Genomic DNA, 19,820 nt, shown 5'->3' with positions numbered 1-19,820 from the left:
GGCCCGGCTCCTGTCAGCGGTTGCCGCGCCGGCTCATGAAGGCCAGGCGCTCGAGCAGCGTCACGTCCTGCTCGTTCTTCACCAGGGCGCCAGCCAACGGCGGGATGGCCTTGGTCGGGTCGCGTTCGCGCAGCACGGCTTCGCCGATATTGTCGGCCATCAGCAGCTTGAGCCAGTCGACCAGTTCGGAGGTGGACGGTTTCTTCTTCAGGCCCGGTACCTTGCGCACGTCGAAGAACACGTCCAGCGCCTCGCTGACCAGCGACTGGCTGATGTTCGGGTAGTGCACGTCGACGATCTGCTGCAGGGTGCTGCGGTCAGGGAAGGCGATGTAGTGGAAGAAGCAGCGGCGCAGGAAGGCGTCGGGCAGCTCTTTTTCGTTGTTGGAGGTAATGATGATGATCGGGCGTTGCTTGGCCTTGATGGTCTCGTCGATTTCGTAGACGTAGAACTCCATCTTGTCGAGTTCTTGCAGCAGGTCGTTGGGGAACTCGATGTCAGCCTTGTCGATCTCGTCGATCAGCAGGATCACCCGCTCGTCGGCCTCGAAGGCCTCCCACAGCTTGCCCTTCTTCAGGTAGTTGCGCACGTCGTGGACCTTGTCCACGCCCAGCTGCGAGTCGCGCAGGCGGCTGACCGCATCGTACTCGTAGAGGCCCTGATGAGCCTTGGTGGTGGACTTGATGTGCCAGGTGATCAGGCGTGCGCCGAACGAAGCGGCGAGCTGCTCGGCGAGCATGGTCTTGCCAGTGCCAGGCTCGCCCTTGACCAGCAGCGGGCGTTCGAGGGTGATGGCCGCGTTTACCGCCAGTTTCAGGTCGTCTGTGGCGACGTAGTCGCGGGTGCCTTCGAACTTCATGGGTCTGTCCTCTGCCGGGTGCCTGTGCCGGCCTCTGCGCGGATAAACCCGCTCCCACAGGTACGGCACAGAATTCAAGTCTTGTGCAATCCGTGTGGCAGCGGGTTTACCCGCGAAAGGGCCGGTACTGACAATACATGTTCTTAATTTGTTTCCGACTATAACGCGGGCTTGGGCGGCTGGAAACGCAGACCGGGTATTCAGTCCCTGAATGGCCCGTCACGGATTTTCAGTCAGCCTTGGGCGGGGGCTGTTCATAGCGGGCATTGAACGCCTGGATGAAGCCATTGCGCAGGATCTGCAAGAACGCCTCGAAGGCACTGATGTCCTGCTTGTGCACGCTGCCACTCAGTTCGACGCGGGTGGCGAACTGGTTCTTCGGCTGGTTCTTCAGCACCGTCTCGCTGGCCCCTACCAGCGCCTCCCAGACCGAGCGGAAGATGTTCTTGTTCTTGTTCTCCACGTCCTGCTGCCAGTCGAATACATCCACATCGCGCAACAACGGCTTGATGTAGCCATGCAGGCGGCCGTCTTCGGCCTGGGCCTCGATGACCAGGTCGCCGTGCCCGGCATTGAAGTCGAACTTGCCGTAGGCACTGGAAAAATCGTTGAGCCTGCGCAGCTCGATGCCGGTGGCACGCAGGCGGAATTCAAAGTCGTCGAAATCACTGAAGGGGTCGAAGGTGGCGCGGCTCTCGACCTTGGCATCGCCCAGCAGCAGGGCGCTGGCGTCGAAGCTGGCATCGCGCCGGCCCTTTTCGTCGCGCACGTTGGTCAGGTTGCGGATGTTGGCATCGAGCTGCGTGGCCTTGAGGTCGACCGGCGGTTTGGAGGTGAAGTTATGAAAAGTCAGTGTGCCGTTCTCGATCTGCACGTCGTTGAGGGTGATCGGCAGCAGTTTCTCCAGCTGCTGGCGCCAGTCGGTACCGCGACCGGTCTGCGAGGCCTGCTTGCTGCCGCCGTCGACGAAGTTGAGCACAGGGCGACTGAAGGTCACCTTGGCAACCACGGCCTGGTCGTGGATCAGTGAATGCCAGCTCACCGACAGGTCGATCAGCGGCGCTTCCAGCAGCGGTACCGGGACCTTGCCGGTGGCCTTGACGATCTTCAGGCCATTGATCTGGTAGGCGCCGCGCCACCAGGCCAGGTCGACGTCGGCCACCTGGCCACGGTATTCGCCCATGTGGGCGAGTTTGTCGTTCAGGTAATCGCGCACCAGGTAGGGCAGGGCCAGCTGCAAGGCCACCAGCAGCACGATCAGGCTGGTCAGGCCAATCAACGGCCAGCGATAGCGAGCTTTCATCGCAAGGCTCTCCGTGGCGGGTTGCACGGTTGACCGCAGGTAAAGCCCGGGAGTTCGAACAGGCTTTACTGGCCACCGGGGCGGGCTTACCCTTTAAGTCTTTCCCTGTTGTTTCTCATGTTCAAGGACCCTGCCATGAGCCGTATCTTTGCAGACAACGCCCACTCCATCGGCAACACGCCGCTGGTGCAGATCAACCGCATCGCCCCGCGTGGGGTGACCATCCTGGCCAAGATCGAAGGGCGCAACCCGGGCTACTCGGTCAAGTGCCGGATTGGCGCGAGCATGGTCTGGGACGCCGAGAGCAGCGGCAAACTCAAGCCGGGCATGACCATCGTCGAGCCGACTTCGGGCAACACTGGCATCGGCCTGGCCTTCGTCGCTGCCGCCCGTGGCTACAAGCTGATCCTGACCATGCCGGCCTCCATGAGCCTGGAGCGACGCAAGGTGCTCAAGGCACTGGGGGCAGAGCTGGTGCTGACCGAACCGGCCAAGGGCATGAAAGGCGCCATCGAGAAGGCCAATGAAATCGTCGCCTCCGACCCTGCCCAGTACTTCCTGCCGGGCCAGTTCGAGAACCCGGCCAACCCGGCGATCCACGAAAAGACCACAGGGCCGGAGATCTGGAACGACACCGACGGCGCGGTCGACGTACTGGTTGCAGGCGTCGGTACCGGCGGCACCATCACTGGCGTGTCGCGCTATATCAAGCACACCCAGGGCAAGTCGATTTTGTCGGTGGCGGTCGAGCCGGTGGCTTCGCCGCTGATCAGCCAGACCCTGGCCGGTGAAGCGCTCACGCCCAGCCCGCACAAGATCCAGGGCATCGGCGCAGGCTTCGTACCGAAAAACCTCGACCTGTCGATCGTCGACCAGGTCGAGACCGTGACCGATGAAGAGTCCAAGGCCATGGCCATTCGCCTAATGCAGGAAGAAGGCATTCTCTGCGGTATTTCCTGTGGTGCGGCCATGGCAGTCGCGGTGCGCCTGGCCGAGAAACCGGAGATGCAGGGTAAGACCATCGTCGTAATCCTGCCCGACTCGGGTGAGCGGTATCTGTCCAGCATGCTGTTCAGCGACCTGTTCAGCGAGCAGGAAAACCAGCAGTAATCAGCCCTGCCGCTGATCCGGCGCAGCATTCGGCGGCTTGGTTTATTGCAAAATCTTCATGAGTGAGATCCTGCCCTGGTTGTTTTTACCGGGGCGGGATGGGTTTATGATGGCCGGATGATTTTTCTGGGAGCAGGCAGCGCTGGCCTGCGTCCCATCCAAGGAGTGTTGCATGACCTTTTCCTTCCTCGCCAAGGCAGGTGTCCTGCTGGTGTTCTTCGGCAGCGTGCTGTACGTGCACCTGCGCGGCAAGGCACGCCTGCCGGTACTGCGCCAGTTCGTCAACCATTCGGCGCTGTTCGCACCCTATAACAGTCTGATGTACCTGTTCTCCGGCGTGCCGTCCAAGCCTTACCTGGACCGCCAGCGCTTCCCTGAGCTGGACGTGCTCAAGGACAACTGGCAGGTGATCCGCGAGGAGGCCATGCGCCTGTTCGACGAGGGTTACATCCGTGCTGCCGAAAAGGACAACGACGCCGGCTTCGGTTCGTTTTTCAAGAAAGGCTGGAAGCGCTTCTACCTGAAGTGGTACGACAAGCCGCTGCCGTCTGCCGAAGCCCTGTGCCCGAAAACTGTCGAGCTGGTCAGCAGCATCCCCAATGTCAAAGGCGCGATGTTCGCCCTGCTGCCGGGCGGTAGCCACCTGAACCCGCACCGCGACCCATTTGCCGGTTCCCTGCGCTACCATCTGGGCCTGTCGACCCCAAACTCCGACGCTTGCCGCATCTATGTCGACGGCGAGGAATACGCCTGGCGTGACGGCGAGGACGTGATGTTCGACGAGACCTACGTGCACTGGGTCAAGAACGAAACCGACGTGACCCGGGTGATCCTGTTCTGTGACATCGAGCGGCCGCTGAGCAGCCCGCTGATGACCCGTATCAACCGCAAGGTCAGTGCCTTCCTCGGCCGCGCCACCGCGCCGCAGAACACCGACGACGAGCGTGTGGGCGGGATCAACCAGGCCTATGCCTGGAGCAAGCGCTTCAGCAACAAGATCAGCACCCGCGTGAAGCAGTTCAAGCGTGCCAACCCCAAGGCCTACCGCATCCTGCGGCCGGTGCTGGCGGTGGTGGTGGCTTACGTGTTGTACCGCTGGTTGTTCTAAGGCAGGTCTGGCTTCTTCGCGGGTAAACCCGCTCCCACAGGGATCGCGCAGTACTTGAAGCCTGTGCACTACCTGTGAGAGCGGCTTTACCCGCGAAGAGGCCGGAACAGGCTATTGCCCAACCCAGGATTCACCGCTATATTCCGAAACACTTCTCTTCCCTGAAGACCCGATCATGCCAGCCATCCCTTCCACCGCAAGCTTTGCCATCGCGCCAGTCGCGGGCATGGTCGTGCGTGGCAGCCAGCAGCCGGCCATGATCAGTCACTACCCACCACCTGTCAGTGGCGTCGTAGGCGGCGTAGCTCCGCCTCGTTGTGTGGTCGTACTGGGCTGATCGGCTGCTGCCGAATCCCCTCGCACCCGCAACCTACTGAACACGGTCGGCACCTTCCCTCGCTGAAGTTCACGCCCGCCGTCTGGCTTATTCGCCTTATATCAGGTGGCAATACATGTCTGTCTTCAACAAAGCATCCGTGGCCTCGGCGGCCACCACCAGCCTGTTCGTCCTGCTCTGGAGCAGCGGCGCGATCGTTTCCAAACTTGGCCTGGCCCATGCCAGCCCCTTCGCCTTCCTGCTGTTGCGCTCGGCGCTGGCCCTGACCGGCCTGCTGCTGATCGGCCCGTTGCTTGGCCTGCGCTGGCCGCGCAGCAGGGGGGCGATACTGCGTGCCTTGGGTACCGGCTGCGTGCTGCTCGGCGCCTACCAGATCTTCTACCTGTTGGCACTCAACACCCATGTCACCCCAGGCGTGATGGCCACAGTGATGGGGGTACAACCGATCCTCACCGTGGTGCTGATGGAGCGCCAGCGTTCCTGGAGCCGGCTGTTCGGGCTGACGCTGGGGCTTGGTGGGCTGGTGATGGTGGTCTACCAGGGCATCAACCTGGGCGGGGTTTCGCTGCTCGGCATGCTGTTCGCCCTGCTGGCGCTGGCCAGCATGACCTTGGGTTCGATCCTGCAGAAGCGCATCACCGACAACCCCATGGGCACACTGCCATTGCAATACATCGCAGGCTTCGCCATGTGCGCGGTGTTTGCACCGCTGCAGCCGTTGCAGGTGGCATGGACCGGCGGCTTCATCGGCGCGCTGTTGTGGATGGGGCTGGTGGTGTCGCTGCTGGCAACGCTGCTGCTGTACCGGCTCATCGCCAAGGGCAACCTCGTCAACGTCACCAGCCTGTTCTACCTGGTGCCGGCAGTGACTGCAGTGATGGATTTCCTGATCTTCGGTAACCGCCTGGCGCCGCTGAGCCTGCTGGGCATGGGGCTGATCGTGGTCGGCCTGCTGTTCGTGTTCCGCAAACCGGCCGCGCGGCTGGCTGAGGCGTAAGGCCTAGCGGAATTCTTCGGGGATGGCGTGGCGTAACACGCCTTCCTCGAAGTCCAGGGTGCCGGCTTCGCGCTGGGTCAGCAGGTAGTAGAGCAGGGTGTCGGCCGATCGCGTTGCCGGCACCTCGACTGCCAGCATCCTGACCGCTTTTTCCACTTCGCAGGTGCAACCGAACTCGATCAGGGCCGCGTGCACCTGCTCCAACGTTTCCGGTGGTTTGACCACGACCCGGAACACCGACGCTCCGGCGCTCTGCTGCAAAGCATCGAACCAGGCCTGGTCGCCTTCATTGCGGATGCTGATGATGTCGCCGGGCGCGATGCCGTAGACGTGGAAGGGGATGCTGTCGACCCGATGGCCACCTGCGACCGCTTGCGTCCACAAGCCTTCCACCGAGGCTGGTGGGTAGCCGTGTTCGTCCTGCTCCAGGCGGAACAGCACCTTTTTGTATGTGTCGCTCATGGTTCGCTTCGCCTCACATACGCGCCGGGCGTAGCACCAGCCACAGTGCCAGGGCAATCAGCACACCGCCATACACATGCGCCATCGACAAAGGCTCATCCAGCAACCACGCGCCCCACACTACGCCGAATACCGGGATGAGGAAGGTCACGGTGCTGGCCTTGACCGGACCGATCTCGGCCAGCAGGCGGAAGTACAGGATGTAGGCGAAGGCGGTGCACAGCAGGCCCAGGCCCAGCAGCGACAGCCATACCTGCCAGCCGCCCCAGCTTGCCGGTGGCTGGGTCAGGGCGCTCCAGGCGAACAGCGGGCTCATCATCAAGGTGGCGCCGAGCATGCTGCCCAAGGCCGACAGGCGGCTGTCCAGGCCGCTGATCCAGCGCCGCGCGAGGAAGCCGGCAAAGCCGTAACAGGTGGTGGCCGCCAGGCAAGCCAGGGCCCCTTGCACCAGGGCCATGTCCAGCGCGACCGGGCCAGCGCCGCTGAGGATGCCGACACCGAACAGGCCAAGAAAGATACCGCCGAGCTTGGGCAGGGTCATGGCCTCGCGGAAGAACAGCGCGCCGATGAGTACGCCCATCAGCGGCGTGGTGGCGTTGAAGATGGCCGAGTAGCCAGCGGGCAGCACTTGCGCGGCGACTGAATAGAAGGTGGCCGGGATGCCTGAGTTGATCATGCCCAGCACCAGGCAGGCGCCGAGTTTGCCGTTGAAGTTCCAGCGCACCCGGGTGGCCGCGAGGATGGCGACAAGGCCCAGGCAGGCGATGGAGACGCGGAAGAACGCGGTAGGGATGGTGCCCAGCTCCGGGGCGATGATGCGCATGAACAGGAAGCTCGCCCCCCAGACAGCGGCAAGGGTCAGCAGGCGGGCTAGGGCGATGGGGCTCACAACGGTCTCCGGGTACAGGGCAGGGCGCGAGTGTACGCCAGGCGCCGGGTGTGTTTCTTGTGCTTTCTTGCGCTGTAAACCTGTGCCGGCCTCTTCGCGGGTAAACCCGCTCCCACAGGGAGATCACTGCCTTCAAGCACTGCGCAAACCTGAGTGAGCGGGTTTACCCGCGAAGAGGCCAGTACAGGCTAAGCTCTTCATCTCACCAGGCGTGAGGTTCATCGCATGACCCAGCATTGGCCAGCCGGCGAGATCGCCCGGATGATCCTCGACGGTTTTGACGACTATCGCGAGCATTTTCGCCGCATCACCCTGGGGGCTCGCGAGCGCTTCGAGCAGGCGCGCTGGCAAGAGATTCAGCGGGCGTCGGCCGTGCGTATCAACCTTTATGAACAGAAGGTCGGCGAGGTCAACAGCTGGCTGCGTGACGGCTTCGAGGCAGACGTGCTGCTGGATGTGGAGCAGTGGCCGCTGGTGAAAAACGCCTACATCCGCCTGATCGACCCACGCCTGGACGATGAGCTGGCGGAAACCTGGTACAACTCGCTGTTCTGCAGCCTGTTCAGCCATGACCAGATCAGCGACGGCTGCATGTTCATCCACACCACCCGGCCTTCGATCCGCGCCCATGAGCGCGCTGCGCAGACCCGCACCTACACACTGGGTGCCGGCCTGAAGAGCCTGCTGCGGGCGATCTTCGCCGATTACCCGTTCGATGCGCCCTATGGCGACCTGGAAGGCGACCTCGCCCGCCTTGAGGAGCAATTGCGCGAATGCCTGCCGGACTGGGTGTGCAAGGACCCGGCCCTGACCGTGGAGCTGTTCGTGCCGGTGCTGTACCGCAACAAGGGCGCTTACCTGGTCGGCCGCTTGTACAACAGCGACGAGCAGTGGCCGCTGGTGATTGCGCTGCTGCACCGTGAAGGCCACGGCATCGAGGCCGACGCCTTGATCACCGACGAGGCCGACGTATCGATCATCTTCTCGTTCACGCGTTCGTACTTCATGGCTGACGTGCCGGTGCCAGCGGAGTTCGTCAACTTCCTCAAGCGCATTCTGCCCGGCAAGCACATTGCCGAGCTGTACACCTCGATCGGCTTCTACAAGCAGGGCAAGTCAGAGTTCTACCGCGCCCTGATCAACCACCTGGCCAGCAGCGACGACCGCTTCGTCATGGCGCCCGGGGTGCGCGGCATGGTCATGAGCGTGTTCACCCTGCCGGGCTTCAACACGGTGTTCAAGATCATCAAGGACCGCTTCTCGCCGTCCAAGACCGTCGACCGCGCCACGGTGATCGACAAATACCGGCTGGTGAAAAGCGTCGACCGGGTGGGGCGCATGGCCGATACCCAGGAGTTTGCCGATTTCCGCTTCCCGCGTGGCAAGTTCGAGCCCGAGTGCCTGGCCGAACTGCTGGAAGTCGCACCCTCGACCGTGGCGCTGGAGGGCGACACGGTGCTGGTGCGCCACTGCTGGACCGAGCGACGCATGACCCCGCTCAACCTGTACCTGGAGCAGGCCAGCGAAGGGCAAGTGCTCGAAGCCCTGGAGGACTATGGGCTGGCCATCAAGCAGCTGGCGGCGGCGAACATCTTCCCGGGTGACATGCTGCTGAAGAACTTCGGCGTCACCCGGCATGGGCGGGTGGTGTTCTACGACTATGACGAGATCAGCTTCCTCACCGAGGTGAACTTCAGGCACATCCCGCCGCCGCGCTACCCGGAGGACGAGATGTCTGGCGAGCCGTGGTATTCGATCGGGCCGCACGATGTATTCCCCGAGGAGTTCCCGCCGTTCCTGTTTGCCGATATCAGCCAGCGCCGGCTGTTCAGCCGGTTACACGGGGAGTTGTATGACGCGGATTACTGGAAGGGGCTGCAGGCGGCGATCCGCGAAGGCAAGGTGATCGACGTGTTCCCCTATCGGCGCAAGGGGCGCTGATCCTCGGCTTCCAGGCCCGGCCTCTTCGCGGGTAAACCCGCTCCCACAGGTTTTGTGCGCACGTGAGTCCAGTGTGGAATCTGTGGGAGCGGGTTTACCCGCGAAGAGGCCGGGCCTGCTGTTCACTTCACTCTTTCAGGCACTTCAACTCACTGAAATCGGTGCGCACCTTGGCCAGCCGCTCTTGCAGGTATTGGCGCTGCACCGGAGTGCTCAAGCGCAGCAAATCGATCAACAGGCTGCGTGCCTGCTGCTCGCTATTCTGATAGGCAGCGCGATACTCCGGCGTCCACAGGCTTTCCTTGCGTTGCAACAACGTCGCCATTCGCGGCTCGAAGCTCGCGTCGTTACGCTGGTTCATGGCCAGCAGCAGTTGCTGCTGCCAGTGCTGGCGGTTGGCGATCCATTGGCGGTTCTGGTCACCCAGCGCCTGCGACCAGGCCTGCACACGCTGGTGTTGGGCAGAATTGAGCTCGCCGAACCAGGTGTTCAGGCGTTTTTCCATGCGTTCGCTGCGGCGGGCGATCTGTTTGGCCAAGGGGGTGTCGACATATTGCTTTTGCCGCTCGCTGATATCGTCGCGGAAGGCATCGCGCATCTGCGCCACTTGCGCATCGCTCATGCCGCGCAGCAGCTCGGTGGCCGAGGGGGTGATTTCTTCAGCCACCCGGCCAATCGCCTGGCGTGCTTCGACCGTGCGTTGCTGCAGGGCCTGGTCGGTCACCTGGTCCTCGGCGACCATGTCGCGCACGCGGTCGAGCCAGTCGAGGTAGCCGGGCAGCTGGGTCTTGCAGTGCCAGGCCAGGTGCTCCTTCAACCGTTCGTCGAGCAAGGTCTTCTGCTCACGGTTCATCGCCATGTAGTCGCCCAGCGACCAGGGCACCAGGCGGTCGAGGTTGCGGTAGGCCAGGTCGATCCGGCTGCAGGCGGCCAGTGCCACTGTGCAGGCGATGGCGAGGAACAGGGCTTTGGACTGGCGTACAGGCATGTGCGAATCCTTGCAGTGGCTGGCCATTCGGTAGACGCAAGGGGGGCGGCGCGGTTCCGCCGAATCAGCGACCGGGCAGCGCGCTGGCTTCAGGTGTAGAATAGCCGCCTTGTCTTGAGGAACATCGGAAATGGCTCTGCTTGGGCGTTACAACAGTTTGCAAATCGTGAAACACGTGGAATTCGGCCTGTACCTGGATGGCGGCGCCGACGGCGAAATCCTGCTGCCCGGGCGTTACATCCCGAAGGACGCCGAAACCGAGGTCGACGACTGGCTGAACGTGTTCATCTACCTGGACAGCGAAGACCAGCTGATCGCCACCACCGAGAAGCCCAAGGTGCAGGTCGGCGAGTTCGCCAGCCTCAAGGTCAAAGACATCAACGGTGCCGGCATCTTCCTCGACTGGGGCCTGTCCAAGGACCTGCTGATGCCGTATTCGGAAGAATCACGCCAGCTGAAGATCGGCGACTACTGCGTGGTGCATGCCTACCTCGACAAGCGCACCCGGCGCATCACCGCCACTTCGCGTCTGGACCGCTACCTCGATCGCACGCCTGCTGACTACGCGGTCGGCCAGCCGGTGCAGTTGCTGGTGGCCGGCGAGACGCCGATGGGCTTCAAGGCCATCATCAACAACCGCCACTGGGGCCTGATCCACAAGAACGAGGTGTTCAAGTTCCTGCGTTCGGGCATGCATGTGGAAGGCTTCATCAAGGAAGTGCGCCATGACGGCAAGATCGCCCTGAGCCTGCAGCCGGTCGGCAAGGCGCTGGGCGACGACCTGCAGGAGCGCATCTTGGCGCGCCTGGATGCCGAAGGCGGGGTGTTGGCGGTGAGCGACAAGAGCGCCCCGGAAGTGATCAGCCAGATGTTCAACGTCAGCAAGGGCAACTTCAAGAAGGCCATTGGCGGGCTGTTCAAGCAAGGCCGCATCGTCATCCATGACGATCGTATCGAAAAGGCCTGATCAGGCCTGGACGAAGGTGCGGAAGTCCAGCTGCTCGCCACCCGGGCGGGTGTCGCGCAGCAGCGAGTCGCGGTCGGCGCTCAGGGCCAGGCTGATGGTCGAGCGGCGCTTGCCAGGGTTGCGCACTTCCATCTGCTCCTGGTGAGCACGCAGGAAGTTGGTTGGCACCTTCAGGTGTTGCAGCTCGTCGCTTTCCGGGGTGTGCAGCAGCAGGTTGACCCAGTCGGGCTGGCCCTTGCGCAGCAGTGCCACCGGCACCTCGAACCACCACAGGTTGCGCTTGCGGTCGAGGATGGCGAACAGGGTATTGGCGCTGGTCAGCACCGGGTTGGCCAGGGCCTGGTTGCGGCGGGCGATGGCGGCTGGTTTGTCGAGTTTCATGCAGGTTCCTGCGGGTTGACGCTTGATTAGGGCTGCATTGTGAGGGGTGGCACCGGGCCTAGCAAGGTTTACAGGCTTCTTCGCGGGCAAGCCCGCTGCCACAGGAATGTCATTGCCTTCAGGCTCTGTCACATCCCTGTGGCAGCAGGCTTGCCCGCGAAGAGGCCATCAGCCCTAACGGCTGATCGGCCTGCTCAACGCTGAAGTAGCCCCATCCGCAGTGGTCACCGTCGCAGTGAAACTCTTCAACTGGCCGATGTTCTCCAGCGCCTGAGCAAACCTTGCCTGCCCTTGCGCATCGCTATTGACCAACAGCTCCCCCAGATATTGCTCCGCCTCGGCCCCATTCGCCTGGGCATTGCCAAACACCTCGATGCGCAACAAGCTCGACACCGGCCCCTGCACCTCGCCACGCAGCACGTTGCCGTCCAGGGCGATCAGCCGTGGCGCCTGCTGGTTGTGGTTGGGCAACGGCTGGCACGGCTTCGGCTCACCCTTGGCATCGCAGATGATCGCCTGGTCCTGCTTCGGCAAATCCGCGCCGACCCCGCGTGAACCCACATACAGCGCATGGGCCTGGGCCGGCACGCCGAAGATGATGGCCCCGGTGCGCTGGTCAGGCACGCACGAGCCGCCGGCCTCGCAGCGACGGATGTCCCGGCTGTTGCCCCAGATGCGGTTGCCGGTGAGGCGCGTGGCAGTGACATCCGGCTCCGGGCGCAGGGCCACGCCGATACGGTTGCCGTGGATCAGGTTGCCGTCGAGGATGTTGCCTTCGCCGGTGACGCTGACGCCGATCGAGTTGCCGCTGAAGGTGTTTGCGCCGAGGTAGTTACGCTTGCCCCAGTTGATCTGCAAACCGTCGGAGTAGTTTTCGAAGCGGTTGCGCACCACGCTGTTGTCGTTGCCCAGCAGGATCTCGATGCCCTGGGAAGGCTCGGGGTTGGCCGCAGTGGAGCGGAACAGGTTATCGGCCACCAGGTTGAAGGCCGCGCCGCGGGTCAGCTCAAGGCCATCGCCGTTGTCGATCAGCTGGTTGCGCAGCACCTTGTTGTTGACCGTAGTGGTGGCGGTCGGGTTGCCGGCGCCGTCGTCGCCCGTGAGCATGATGCCGGCGCCGCCTTTGTTGGCAACGATGCGGTTGTCTTCGATGACGTTGCCGCTGGCACGGTTGACCAGGATGCCGATGCAGAAGTTGCGCACCTCCAGGCCGCTCAGGTGCACGCCCTGGGTATCACGCAGCACCAGCCCAGGGTTGGTGGTGGTGCGCACGTTGGTGCCGAACTGGCCGGGCAAGGCGCCGGGGCAGGTGCGCACGCCCTGGTCCTTGATATAGCCCGAGCCGTCGATGGCGATGTACTGGCCGTCACGGGCCCAGGGCAGCCCGGTGATCTGCACTGGGCCCTTGATTTCCGGCAGGGCGCGGGTTGGGCGAATCACATAGGGCGGCTTGCCCACTGCGGCGATATCAATGCGGTAGTGGCCGGGGTTCTGGTTGCTGGTTTCGATGGCCCAGCGCAGGGTGCCGGGTTGGTCATCGTCGGCATAACGCTCGACTTTCAGGGTTTCGCTGGCCGGTGCGGCGGCCAGGGCAGACAGGGGCAGCAGCGGCAGCAAAGCCGCGATCAGGGGCATAAGGCGCATCGGGGTATCCGGAAGCTGTTGTTTTTATAGGCTGTTTGCTGGCGATTCTAAGGGAGTCGCCCGGCAGTGCGCAGCGCTGCGAGGCCGATTCGGTGCGGTATTCGCCCGCAGAGTGACCGCTTGGCTTGAGTTGAGCAAAATGTTTGAAACTCCTGGCGAGGGTGCTTGGTCCACCTACTGTCGACACGGTTCTCGTGTCTCCATTTGCAGGAGATTTGCCATGAGCGGCACCAAAGACAAAGCAAAAGGCCTGGCCAACGAAGCAATGGGCAACATCAAACAAGGCGTGGGCAAGGTCACCGACAACGACAAGCTGCGCGCCGAAGGCAAGGCACAGGAGCTCAAGGGCGAAGCCCAGCAAATCAAGGGCGACGTCAAGGATGCAGTGAAAAAGCCTTGATTCTGCGCCTGCACCGGCCTCGTTGGTGAGGCCGGTGCATGTTGCCTTAGCATTTTTCCGGGCGTGGCAGGGAGCAGTACATCGACCGCGTGGTCTATTAGACTTACCCGTTGTACACATGAATCGAGCGGCGAAAGGAGACGCTATGATTTTTCCCGACCTGCGCGGGCTGCCCCTGCACCGTGTGCTGGTGCGCACCGTCAAGGAGTTCGTCGACGACGAGATGTCGACTTATGCATCCGCACTGGCCTACCAGATGCTGTTCTCGCTGTTCCCCTTCATCCTGTTCCTGATCGCCCTGATCGGCTTCCTGCACCTCCCAGACTTCTTTACCTGGTTGCGCTTGCAGTCGGAACTAGTGCTGCCACCCCAAGCGCTGGAGCAGGTAAACCCGGTGATCGACCAGTTGCAACAGTCCAAGGGCGGGCTGTTGTCGGTGGGTATCGTCATCGCGCTGTGGACTGCCTCGGCGGGTGTGCGCCTGATGATGAGCGCGATGAACGCCGCCTACGACGTGCCCGAAGGACGAGCGGTGTGGAAGCGCATCCCGCTGTCGATCTTCTATACCGTCGGTATTGCCGGCATGTTGCTGGTGGCGGCGGCGTTGATGGTGCTTGGCCCGCAAGTGATGGAGTGGATCGCGGCGCAGGTTGGCATGCAGGAAGTCATCGTCACGGTGTGGACGATCTTGCGTTGGCCGGCGATTGTGATTCTGTTGATGGTAGCAGTCGCGCTCATTTATTACGTGATGCCGGACGTGAAACAGAAGTTTCGCTTCATCACCCCCGGTTCGGTACTGGCGGTAGTAGTATGGATCATCGCCTCCCTGGGCTTTGCCTACTACGTCAAGACCTTTGCCGACTACAACGCCATGTATGGCAGCATCGGTGCGATCATCGTGCTGTTGCTGTACTTCTACATTTCCGCCGCCGTGCTGTTGTTGGGCGCAGAGATGAATGCGGTGATCGAGCACATGTCGGAGGAGGGCAAAAACCCGGGTGAAAAGGATTTCGAGGCTGAAAAACCCAAGGAAACCCTCACCGTGCTTGGCCATGAACACCCGGTCAAGCCTGAACCGACCGAGCCGAACCCGCGATGATCCGTGAAATTCTCAAGATGGGCGACGAGCGCCTGCTGCGCATCGCCCCGCCGGTCCCCGACCATCTGATCGGCAGCGCCGAGCTGCAGCAGTTGATCGACGACATGTTCGAAACCATGCACCACGTCGGCGGCGTGGGCCTGGCCGCGCCGCAGATTGGCATCGACCTGCAGCTGGTGATCTTTGGTTTCGAGCGCAGCGAGCGTTATCCGGACGCCGAGCCGGTACCGCAAACCATCCTGCTCAACCCGGTGATCACGCCGCTGACCCCCGAGATCGAGGACGGTTGGGAAGGCTGCCTGTCTGTGCCTGGCCTGCGTGGAGTGGTGCCGCGCTTCAAGCACATCAGCTATGAAGGCATCGACCCGCAGGGCAACCCGATCAACCGCTTTGCCGATGGCTTCCATGCGCGGGTGGTGCAGCACGAATGCGACCATCTGATCGGCCGCCTGTACCCCTCGCGCATTCAGGACTTTGCCAGGTTCGGCTACACCGATGTGCTGTTCCCTGGGCTGGATGCCAGCGACGACTGAGCCCGCACCATGGCCAGCAGGCTTTTGCTGCGCTGGTAGCGCTGCAGGCGCGAGGCCAGGGCTTCGGGCAGTTGCGCAGCGATGCTGAAACCCAGGCGCTGGTAGTAGGCGGCAAGGTCGGGGTGGCAGAACAGCCAGGTCGGGCCACTGTGCCCGGCCAGCGCGGCCTCGATCAACTGCGCGGCCACGCCACGCTTGCGCGCTTGCGGGGCAACGAACAGGCCGGTGAGCCATTGGCCGTCGGCAATCGCACTGAGGCAAAGGCCGGCAACGATCCCGTCACTGCGCGCCACCCACGATTCACCATCATTGGCTGCACGCATGCGCGAACCCTGCTGTTTGTAGAAGTGTTCAAGCAATCGACGCTCGGGGCCGATGAGCAGGGCGCAGTGCAGGGCAGTCATGGGTATACCTGGAACGGTGGGCTCTAGCTCGCTGATTGCAGGCTATCGAGCCGTTTCGCTTTGTCGCAGATTGTTGCAAAACCTGCAAGGGTGAATGTCCGAGTTCAGGGTTCAACTATTCCCGGCCAGGAGTAGAATTTTAACCATTCCCCCTGGCAGTAGACGAAGCGGGATCGGTACTTCGTGTCATCTTTGCAGTTGATGACAACTTCTCCGCGCCATTGACGGCATAAGAAGTCACTCGATCAGCTGGATTGCTTTAAAGGTCAAACCCCATGAAACCATTACTGATTCTTGCTCTGGTCGGTATGTCCTCGTTCGCCCTCGCCGATGAGGCCAAACCGGTCTCCAGCGAGCCTGTGGCCCAGCAGTACGACTATTCCATGAACCTTGACATCAAACGGGTGATCAACCTGTCGACCATCCCCAATGTCTGTGAAGTGGTGCCTGCGACCATGACCTATGAAGACCACCATGGCCAGGTGCACACCATTCAGTATCGGGCGATGGGTGAAGGTTGCCAGCAGGGTTGATAGCGCTGCGTCAGCGGCCTCTTCGCGTTGAGCAGTAGCGAAGTGGCTGCTTTCGTCCCCTGGTTCATTGGCCCGAAAGTACCTGCTGTACTACCTCCAGGCCTTGTTTCAGTTCTGCTCGGCTGCCTGCTGCCGACAGGCTGATGCGCACGGCTTGCACCTCGGTCGCGCCAACGGCAAATACACTGGCCGGGACGACTTCCACGCCTCGCTCGCGACATAGCGTTACCACCGCCTCGGCCCCCCGCGGCGTGCCCAGCCACGCATGGGGCGAAGGCTGGCCTGTGTGGTGCAGCCCATCACCCAGCAGCCTGCGAGCCAGGCGCCATCGCTCGGTGATTTCCGTTTTCTGCCAGGCGAGCCGCCGCGCGGCTGTACCGTCTTCGATCCATTGGCAAGCGATGTCCAGGCTCAATGGCGACACCGGCCAGTGGCTGGCCTGGGCATGCGGGTCAACCTGTACCAGCAGCTTCGGGCTGGCCGCAATCCATCCCAATCGCACGCCAGCAGCCACTGTCTTGGACAGGCTGTTGATGTAAACCCCTTGATCGTCCAGCAGTGGGTAGAGCGGCGGTTGGTCGCTGAATGCGCCGTACACATCATCCTCGATCAGCAACAGCCCCAGACGTTTGACTACCTCAGCAATCGCCGCGCGGCGAGCATCATCCATGCAGGCGCCTGTGGGGTTATGCAGGGTCGGGGTAGTTACCAGCACGCGGGCACCGCTGGCGCGCGCCACACGGTCCAGGTCATCGGGCCGCAGGCCGTGGTCGTCCAGTGCCACGCCATGCACGGGCAGACGCAATTGCCGGCAGGCCGCCTTGATACCCGGTGCGGTCAGGGCCTCGAGCATGACCGGCTCACCTGCCTGGCAGAACGACTGCAGCACCAGTGCCAGCGCCTGATGGGCTCCGCCACACAGCAACAGTTCGTCCGCTGACAGGGCCAGGCCGCGGCTGGCCATCCACTGGGCGCCACGCATACGCCCAAGCAGCAACTGCTTGGGGCCCAGGTAATGATCGAGCAAGTCGCTATCCGGGCGTTTCAGCAGACTGCGCAAGCTGTCGTGCAAATCATGATTGTGCGGATCGGCCACTGGAACGTTGGTCGACAGGTCGATCAGCGGGCGTTGCCCGTCATGATGCTTGATGCGGAACAGGGTCGCTTCCTTGCTGCCCGCCAGTACGTAGGTGCCGCGGCCCACCTCGCCAGCCACCAGGTGCCGAGCGGCAGCTTCGCGGTAGGCCTGCTGGGTGGTACTAGGGTTGAGGCCCAGTTTCCAGGCCAGCCGGCGTTGCGGGGGCAGGCGGTCACCGACCTTGAGGGCGCCACTTTCGATGGCATTGGCAATTGCATCGACCAAGGCGAGATAACGGGGTTGGTCATCGTCGATCAGCTGGGGGATCCACACGAAATTGCTGCCCATGCAATATAAGGTTGTACCCATACAATGCCTGGCGCTTAGGATCGGATCAACCACCTGCCGAAGAGGGATGATCGCCATGTTCGACCTTGCTGCCCTGCGCGAAGCCGCCGATTTCGTCCATCAGCATGTACCCGCCACCCCTCAGCACGCCTGGCCCTTGCTGGCCCAGCGGCTGGGCTGCCAGGTGTGGGTAAAGCACGAAAACCACGCGCCCACCGGTGCATTCAAGGTGCGGGGCGGGCTGGTCTATGTGCGCTCGCTGTTGGCGGGGGGCCAGCCACCGCGCGGGTTGGTCACCGCGACCCGCGGCAACCACGGCCAGAGCATGGCGCTGGCCGCGAGACAGGCCGGGGTGCCGCTGGTGATCGTAGTGCCCGAGGGCAACTCGAAAGAAAAGAACGCCGCCATGCGTGCACTGGGCGCTGAGCTGGTGGAGCATGGTGTCGACTTCGACGTGGCTCGCGAAGAGGCGGCGCGCCTGGCGGACGAGCTGGGCTATGACATGGTGCCATCGTTCCACCCTGAACTGGTGCGCGGGGTGGCTACCTATGCCCTGGAGCTGTTCGAGGCCGTGGGCCAGCTGGATTGCGTGTACGTGCCGATCGGCATGGGGTCGGGCATCTGCGGGCTGATCCAGGCACGCAACCTGCTGGGGCTGAAAACCGAGATCGTCGGCGTGGTGTCCAGTGCGGCCGATGCCTACGCGCAGAGTTTCGAGCAGGGCCGCATCGTCACCACGGCCACCGCCGATACCTTTGCCGATGGCATGGCCTGCCGGGTTCCACACCCGGATGCCTTCGCCCTCGTACGCGAGCATGCCGCGCGAATCGTACGGGTCACCGACAGCGAAGTGGCAGAGGCCATGCGGATCTATCACGAAACGACTCATAACACGGCCGAAGGCGCCGGTGCTGCAGCGCTGGCGGCGTTGCTGCAGGAGCGCGAGCACCAGGCAGGCAAGCGCGTGGCAGTGGTGCTGAGCGGGGCCAACGTGGATCGCGGGCGTTATGCGCAGGTGCTGGCAGGGGCTGAAAAACCCTGAATGACTATCGGGGAAAAGTGCTAGCTTATTTTGATAGCACTTTACGATGAACACTCGATACCGAAAGATCTACGACGCTATCTTCAAGGCGCCCACGACGGCCTCATTGGCGTTTTCCGAGGTCGAAGCCCTGCTGCTTCACCTCGGCGGGCAAGTGCTGGAGCGGCAAGGCTCCAGGGTCAAGCGGGTGCTTGGCGACCAGAGCTTTAGGTGCCATCGCCCCCATCCTGGCAAGGAAGCCAAACGGTATCAGATTGAAGAAGCCCGCGAATTCTTGCTGCGGGCAGGAGTCAGCCTATGAGTTGCATGCGTTACAAGGGCTATGCCGCCCGTATCGAATACGATGAGCGTGACGACATTTTTGTTGGCCGTGTGCTGGGCATGCGCGACATCATCAGTTTTCACGCAAGCTCGGTGGCCGAGCTTAATGAAGCCTTCCGCGGGGCGCTGGAGGATTACCTGGCCGATTGCGCGGAGCAGGGCATCACCCCGGAAAAACCCGCGTCCGGCAAGGTCATGCTGCGCATTCGTCCGGAGGTGCACGCGGCCGCGAGTGTTGCCGCCCGAGCAGCCGGCAAAAGTCTTAACCAGTGGGCGGATGAGGTGTTCGAGCAGGCAGCTCTGGCTTGATCGTACACCCTTCCATCCCATGACCGCTCGTGGCAGGCTCTACGGCGCCTGATTGCCCTGACTTCGAGTGTTCAATGCCTTTTTCCAACGGTTTCTTCCTCAGCCTGTCCCTGTGCCTGGACATCGGCGTGGCCAACATCGCCATGATCACCCTGGCCATGCAACGCGGTTTTCTCCAAGGCTTCTGGCTCGGCCTGGGGACCTGCGTGGGCGACCTGGTCTACGCCATTGCGGCGCTGGCTGGCATGACCGTGCTGCTGCAGTTCGAAAGTGTGCGCTGGACCCTGTGGCTTGGCGGTTCGGTGATGCTGGTGTGGTTCGCCATCAAGATGCTGCTGGCCGCCTGGCGTGGCGGGCACATGGATGCCAGTGCGCAGGTGGTGGTTGAGTCGGGCTGGCGCGAATTTCTGCGTGGCATCTTCCTGGCCATGTCGTCGCCCAGCGCCATCCTCTGGTTCGCCGCGGTCGGTGGCGTGCTGATTTCCCGCTCAGGCAGCGGCAGCCTGCTGGACGCCGGGTTGTTTCTTGGCGGCTTCTTCGCGGCCGGGTTGGTCTGGTGCATGAGCCTATGCGGCATCGCCAGCCACGGCGGGCGCTTGCTGGGGGATCGCCTGCTGACTTGGTCATACCTTCTGTCGGCGGCTATTTTCTGTTATTTCGCGGTGTACGTGATTGTCTCGGGTTACCGGGAATTCGTTGGCGCCGGCGTTTAGGTTGTGGTTGGGGCATGGGTGCATGCCTGGAGTTGTTTGGCGCTTGTGAGATCG

Annotated in this window: 23 protein-coding genes; 14 read left to right on the top strand and 9 right to left on the bottom strand. The window is 62.6% G+C overall.

Going from position 1 to position 19,820, the window contains the following annotated elements; genetic code table 11:
- Positions 1–13: 13 nt before the first annotated feature.
- Complete coding sequence (locus tag APH27_RS16765; protein ID WP_027918672.1) at positions 14–859, bottom strand: MoxR family ATPase; 846 nt, start codon at positions 857–859, stop codon at positions 14–16.
- A gap of 229 nt (positions 860–1,088) precedes the next feature.
- Positions 1,089–2,162 carry a DUF748 domain-containing protein gene (locus tag APH27_RS16760; RefSeq protein WP_027918673.1) on the bottom strand — a complete coding sequence of 358 codons (1,074 nt, stop codon included), beginning with the start codon at positions 2,160–2,162 and terminating at the stop codon, positions 1,089–1,091.
- 135 nt (positions 2,163–2,297) lie between these two features.
- Between APH27_RS16760 and cysK the strand changes: the two genes are divergently transcribed.
- From cysK to APH27_RS16745, 4 genes are all read left to right on the top strand, one after another.
- Entirely contained in the window at positions 2,298–3,272 is a 975-nt protein-coding gene (gene cysK / locus APH27_RS16755; RefSeq protein ID WP_060485409.1) for a cysteine synthase A, read from the top strand.
- 172 nt (positions 3,273–3,444) lie between these two features.
- Positions 3,445–4,380 carry an aspartyl/asparaginyl beta-hydroxylase domain-containing protein gene (locus APH27_RS16750; protein WP_027918675.1) on the top strand — a complete coding sequence of 312 codons (936 nt, stop codon included), beginning with the start codon at positions 3,445–3,447 and terminating at the stop codon, positions 4,378–4,380.
- A gap of 175 nt (positions 4,381–4,555) precedes the next feature.
- The gene (locus APH27_RS26440; RefSeq protein ID WP_156335891.1) at positions 4,556–4,717 is read left to right on the top strand and encodes a hypothetical protein; all 162 of its coding nucleotides are present in this window, start codon (positions 4,556–4,558) and stop codon (positions 4,715–4,717) included.
- A 115-nt stretch (positions 4,718–4,832) separates the two neighbouring features.
- Entirely contained in the window at positions 4,833–5,714 is an 882-nt protein-coding gene (locus tag APH27_RS16745; protein WP_027918676.1) for a DMT family transporter, read from the top strand.
- Positions 5,715–5,717: 3 nt separating this feature from the next.
- Here APH27_RS16745 and APH27_RS16740 read toward each other — a convergent pair whose 3' ends face one another.
- Complete coding sequence (locus APH27_RS16740; RefSeq protein WP_027918677.1) at positions 5,718–6,176, bottom strand: DUF4265 domain-containing protein; 459 nt, start codon at positions 6,174–6,176, stop codon at positions 5,718–5,720.
- A gap of 13 nt (positions 6,177–6,189) precedes the next feature.
- Positions 6,190–7,065 (bottom strand): DMT family transporter, encoded by an 876-nt coding sequence (locus APH27_RS16735; RefSeq protein ID WP_027918678.1) that lies wholly within the window; start codon positions 7,063–7,065, stop codon positions 6,190–6,192.
- 225 nt (positions 7,066–7,290) lie between these two features.
- Here APH27_RS16735 and aceK point away from each other — a divergent pair, with 225 nt between their 5' ends.
- Complete coding sequence (aceK, locus tag APH27_RS16730) at positions 7,291–9,006, top strand: bifunctional isocitrate dehydrogenase kinase/phosphatase (protein WP_027918679.1); 1,716 nt, start codon at positions 7,291–7,293, stop codon at positions 9,004–9,006.
- Between the two features lie 127 nt (positions 9,007–9,133).
- On the opposite strand, the gene APH27_RS16725 is transcribed toward aceK, so the two are convergent.
- Positions 9,134–9,994, bottom strand: a complete 861-nt coding sequence (locus APH27_RS16725; protein ID WP_060485408.1) for a DUF6279 family lipoprotein — start codon at positions 9,992–9,994, stop codon at positions 9,134–9,136.
- Positions 9,995–10,124: 130 nt separating this feature from the next.
- On the opposite strand from APH27_RS16725, the gene APH27_RS16720 reads away from it, so the two are divergent.
- A complete protein-coding gene (locus tag APH27_RS16720; RefSeq protein ID WP_060485407.1) occupies positions 10,125–10,961 on the top strand; it encodes a S1 RNA-binding domain-containing protein in 837 nt (278 codons plus the stop codon).
- Here the strand turns inward: APH27_RS16720 and APH27_RS16715 are convergent, their stop codons facing one another.
- Both APH27_RS16715 and APH27_RS16710 read right to left on the bottom strand, forming a co-directional pair.
- Positions 10,962–11,342, bottom strand: a complete 381-nt coding sequence (locus tag APH27_RS16715) for a hypothetical protein (RefSeq protein WP_016391875.1) — start codon at positions 11,340–11,342, stop codon at positions 10,962–10,964. It lies immediately after the preceding gene.
- A gap of 174 nt (positions 11,343–11,516) precedes the next feature.
- Positions 11,517–12,986, bottom strand: a complete 1,470-nt coding sequence (locus tag APH27_RS16710; protein ID WP_027918682.1) for a nitrous oxide reductase family maturation protein NosD — start codon at positions 12,984–12,986, stop codon at positions 11,517–11,519.
- A 220-nt stretch (positions 12,987–13,206) separates the two neighbouring features.
- Here APH27_RS16710 and APH27_RS16705 point away from each other — a divergent pair, with 220 nt between their 5' ends.
- The 3 genes from APH27_RS16705 (at position 13,207) to def (ending at position 15,018) form a co-directional block, all read left to right on the top strand.
- Complete coding sequence (locus tag APH27_RS16705) at positions 13,207–13,386, top strand: CsbD family protein (RefSeq protein ID WP_027918683.1); 180 nt, start codon at positions 13,207–13,209, stop codon at positions 13,384–13,386.
- A 145-nt stretch (positions 13,387–13,531) separates the two neighbouring features.
- Positions 13,532–14,485 carry a YihY/virulence factor BrkB family protein gene (locus APH27_RS16700; protein WP_027918684.1) on the top strand — a complete coding sequence of 318 codons (954 nt, stop codon included), beginning with the start codon at positions 13,532–13,534 and terminating at the stop codon, positions 14,483–14,485.
- Positions 14,482–15,018, top strand: a complete 537-nt coding sequence (gene def, locus APH27_RS16695) for a peptide deformylase (protein WP_060485406.1) — start codon at positions 14,482–14,484, stop codon at positions 15,016–15,018. Before APH27_RS16700 ends, def begins: the two co-directional genes overlap by 4 nt.
- Here def and APH27_RS16690 read toward each other — a convergent pair.
- Entirely contained in the window at positions 14,973–15,422 is a 450-nt protein-coding gene (locus tag APH27_RS16690) for a GNAT family N-acetyltransferase (RefSeq protein ID WP_082435169.1), read from the bottom strand. The genes def and APH27_RS16690 overlap by 46 nt on opposite strands.
- A gap of 275 nt (positions 15,423–15,697) precedes the next feature.
- Between APH27_RS16690 and APH27_RS16685 the strand changes: the two genes are divergently transcribed.
- Positions 15,698–15,955 (top strand): DUF2790 domain-containing protein, encoded by a 258-nt coding sequence (locus APH27_RS16685; protein ID WP_054885703.1) that lies wholly within the window; start codon positions 15,698–15,700, stop codon positions 15,953–15,955.
- A gap of 64 nt (positions 15,956–16,019) precedes the next feature.
- Here the strand turns inward: APH27_RS16685 and APH27_RS16680 are convergent, their stop codons facing one another.
- Complete coding sequence (locus tag APH27_RS16680) at positions 16,020–17,381, bottom strand: PLP-dependent aminotransferase family protein (RefSeq protein WP_082435167.1); 1,362 nt, start codon at positions 17,379–17,381, stop codon at positions 16,020–16,022.
- A 76-nt stretch (positions 17,382–17,457) separates the two neighbouring features.
- Here APH27_RS16680 and APH27_RS16675 point away from each other — a divergent pair, with 76 nt between their 5' ends.
- The 4 genes from APH27_RS16675 (at position 17,458) to APH27_RS16660 (ending at position 19,766) form a co-directional block, all read left to right on the top strand.
- A complete protein-coding gene (locus tag APH27_RS16675; RefSeq protein ID WP_027918688.1) occupies positions 17,458–18,423 on the top strand; it encodes a threonine dehydratase in 966 nt (321 codons plus the stop codon).
- A 46-nt stretch (positions 18,424–18,469) separates the two neighbouring features.
- Complete coding sequence (locus APH27_RS16670) at positions 18,470–18,724, top strand: type II toxin-antitoxin system HicA family toxin (protein ID WP_060485405.1); 255 nt, start codon at positions 18,470–18,472, stop codon at positions 18,722–18,724.
- Positions 18,721–19,053 carry a type II toxin-antitoxin system HicB family antitoxin gene (locus tag APH27_RS16665; protein WP_060485404.1) on the top strand — a complete coding sequence of 111 codons (333 nt, stop codon included), beginning with the start codon at positions 18,721–18,723 and terminating at the stop codon, positions 19,051–19,053. Before APH27_RS16670 ends, APH27_RS16665 begins: the two co-directional genes overlap by 4 nt.
- Positions 19,054–19,127: 74 nt before the next feature.
- Positions 19,128–19,766, top strand: a complete 639-nt coding sequence (locus APH27_RS16660) for a LysE family translocator (RefSeq protein WP_060485403.1) — start codon at positions 19,128–19,130, stop codon at positions 19,764–19,766.
- Positions 19,767–19,820 lie beyond the last annotated feature (54 nt).

The sequence above is a fragment of the Pseudomonas sp. NBRC 111123 genome (assembly GCF_001320205.1).
Classification (GTDB): Bacteria; Pseudomonadota; Gammaproteobacteria; order Pseudomonadales; family Pseudomonadaceae; genus Aquipseudomonas; species Aquipseudomonas putida_J.
This window is presented reverse-complemented; position numbering and strand designations above follow the sequence as displayed.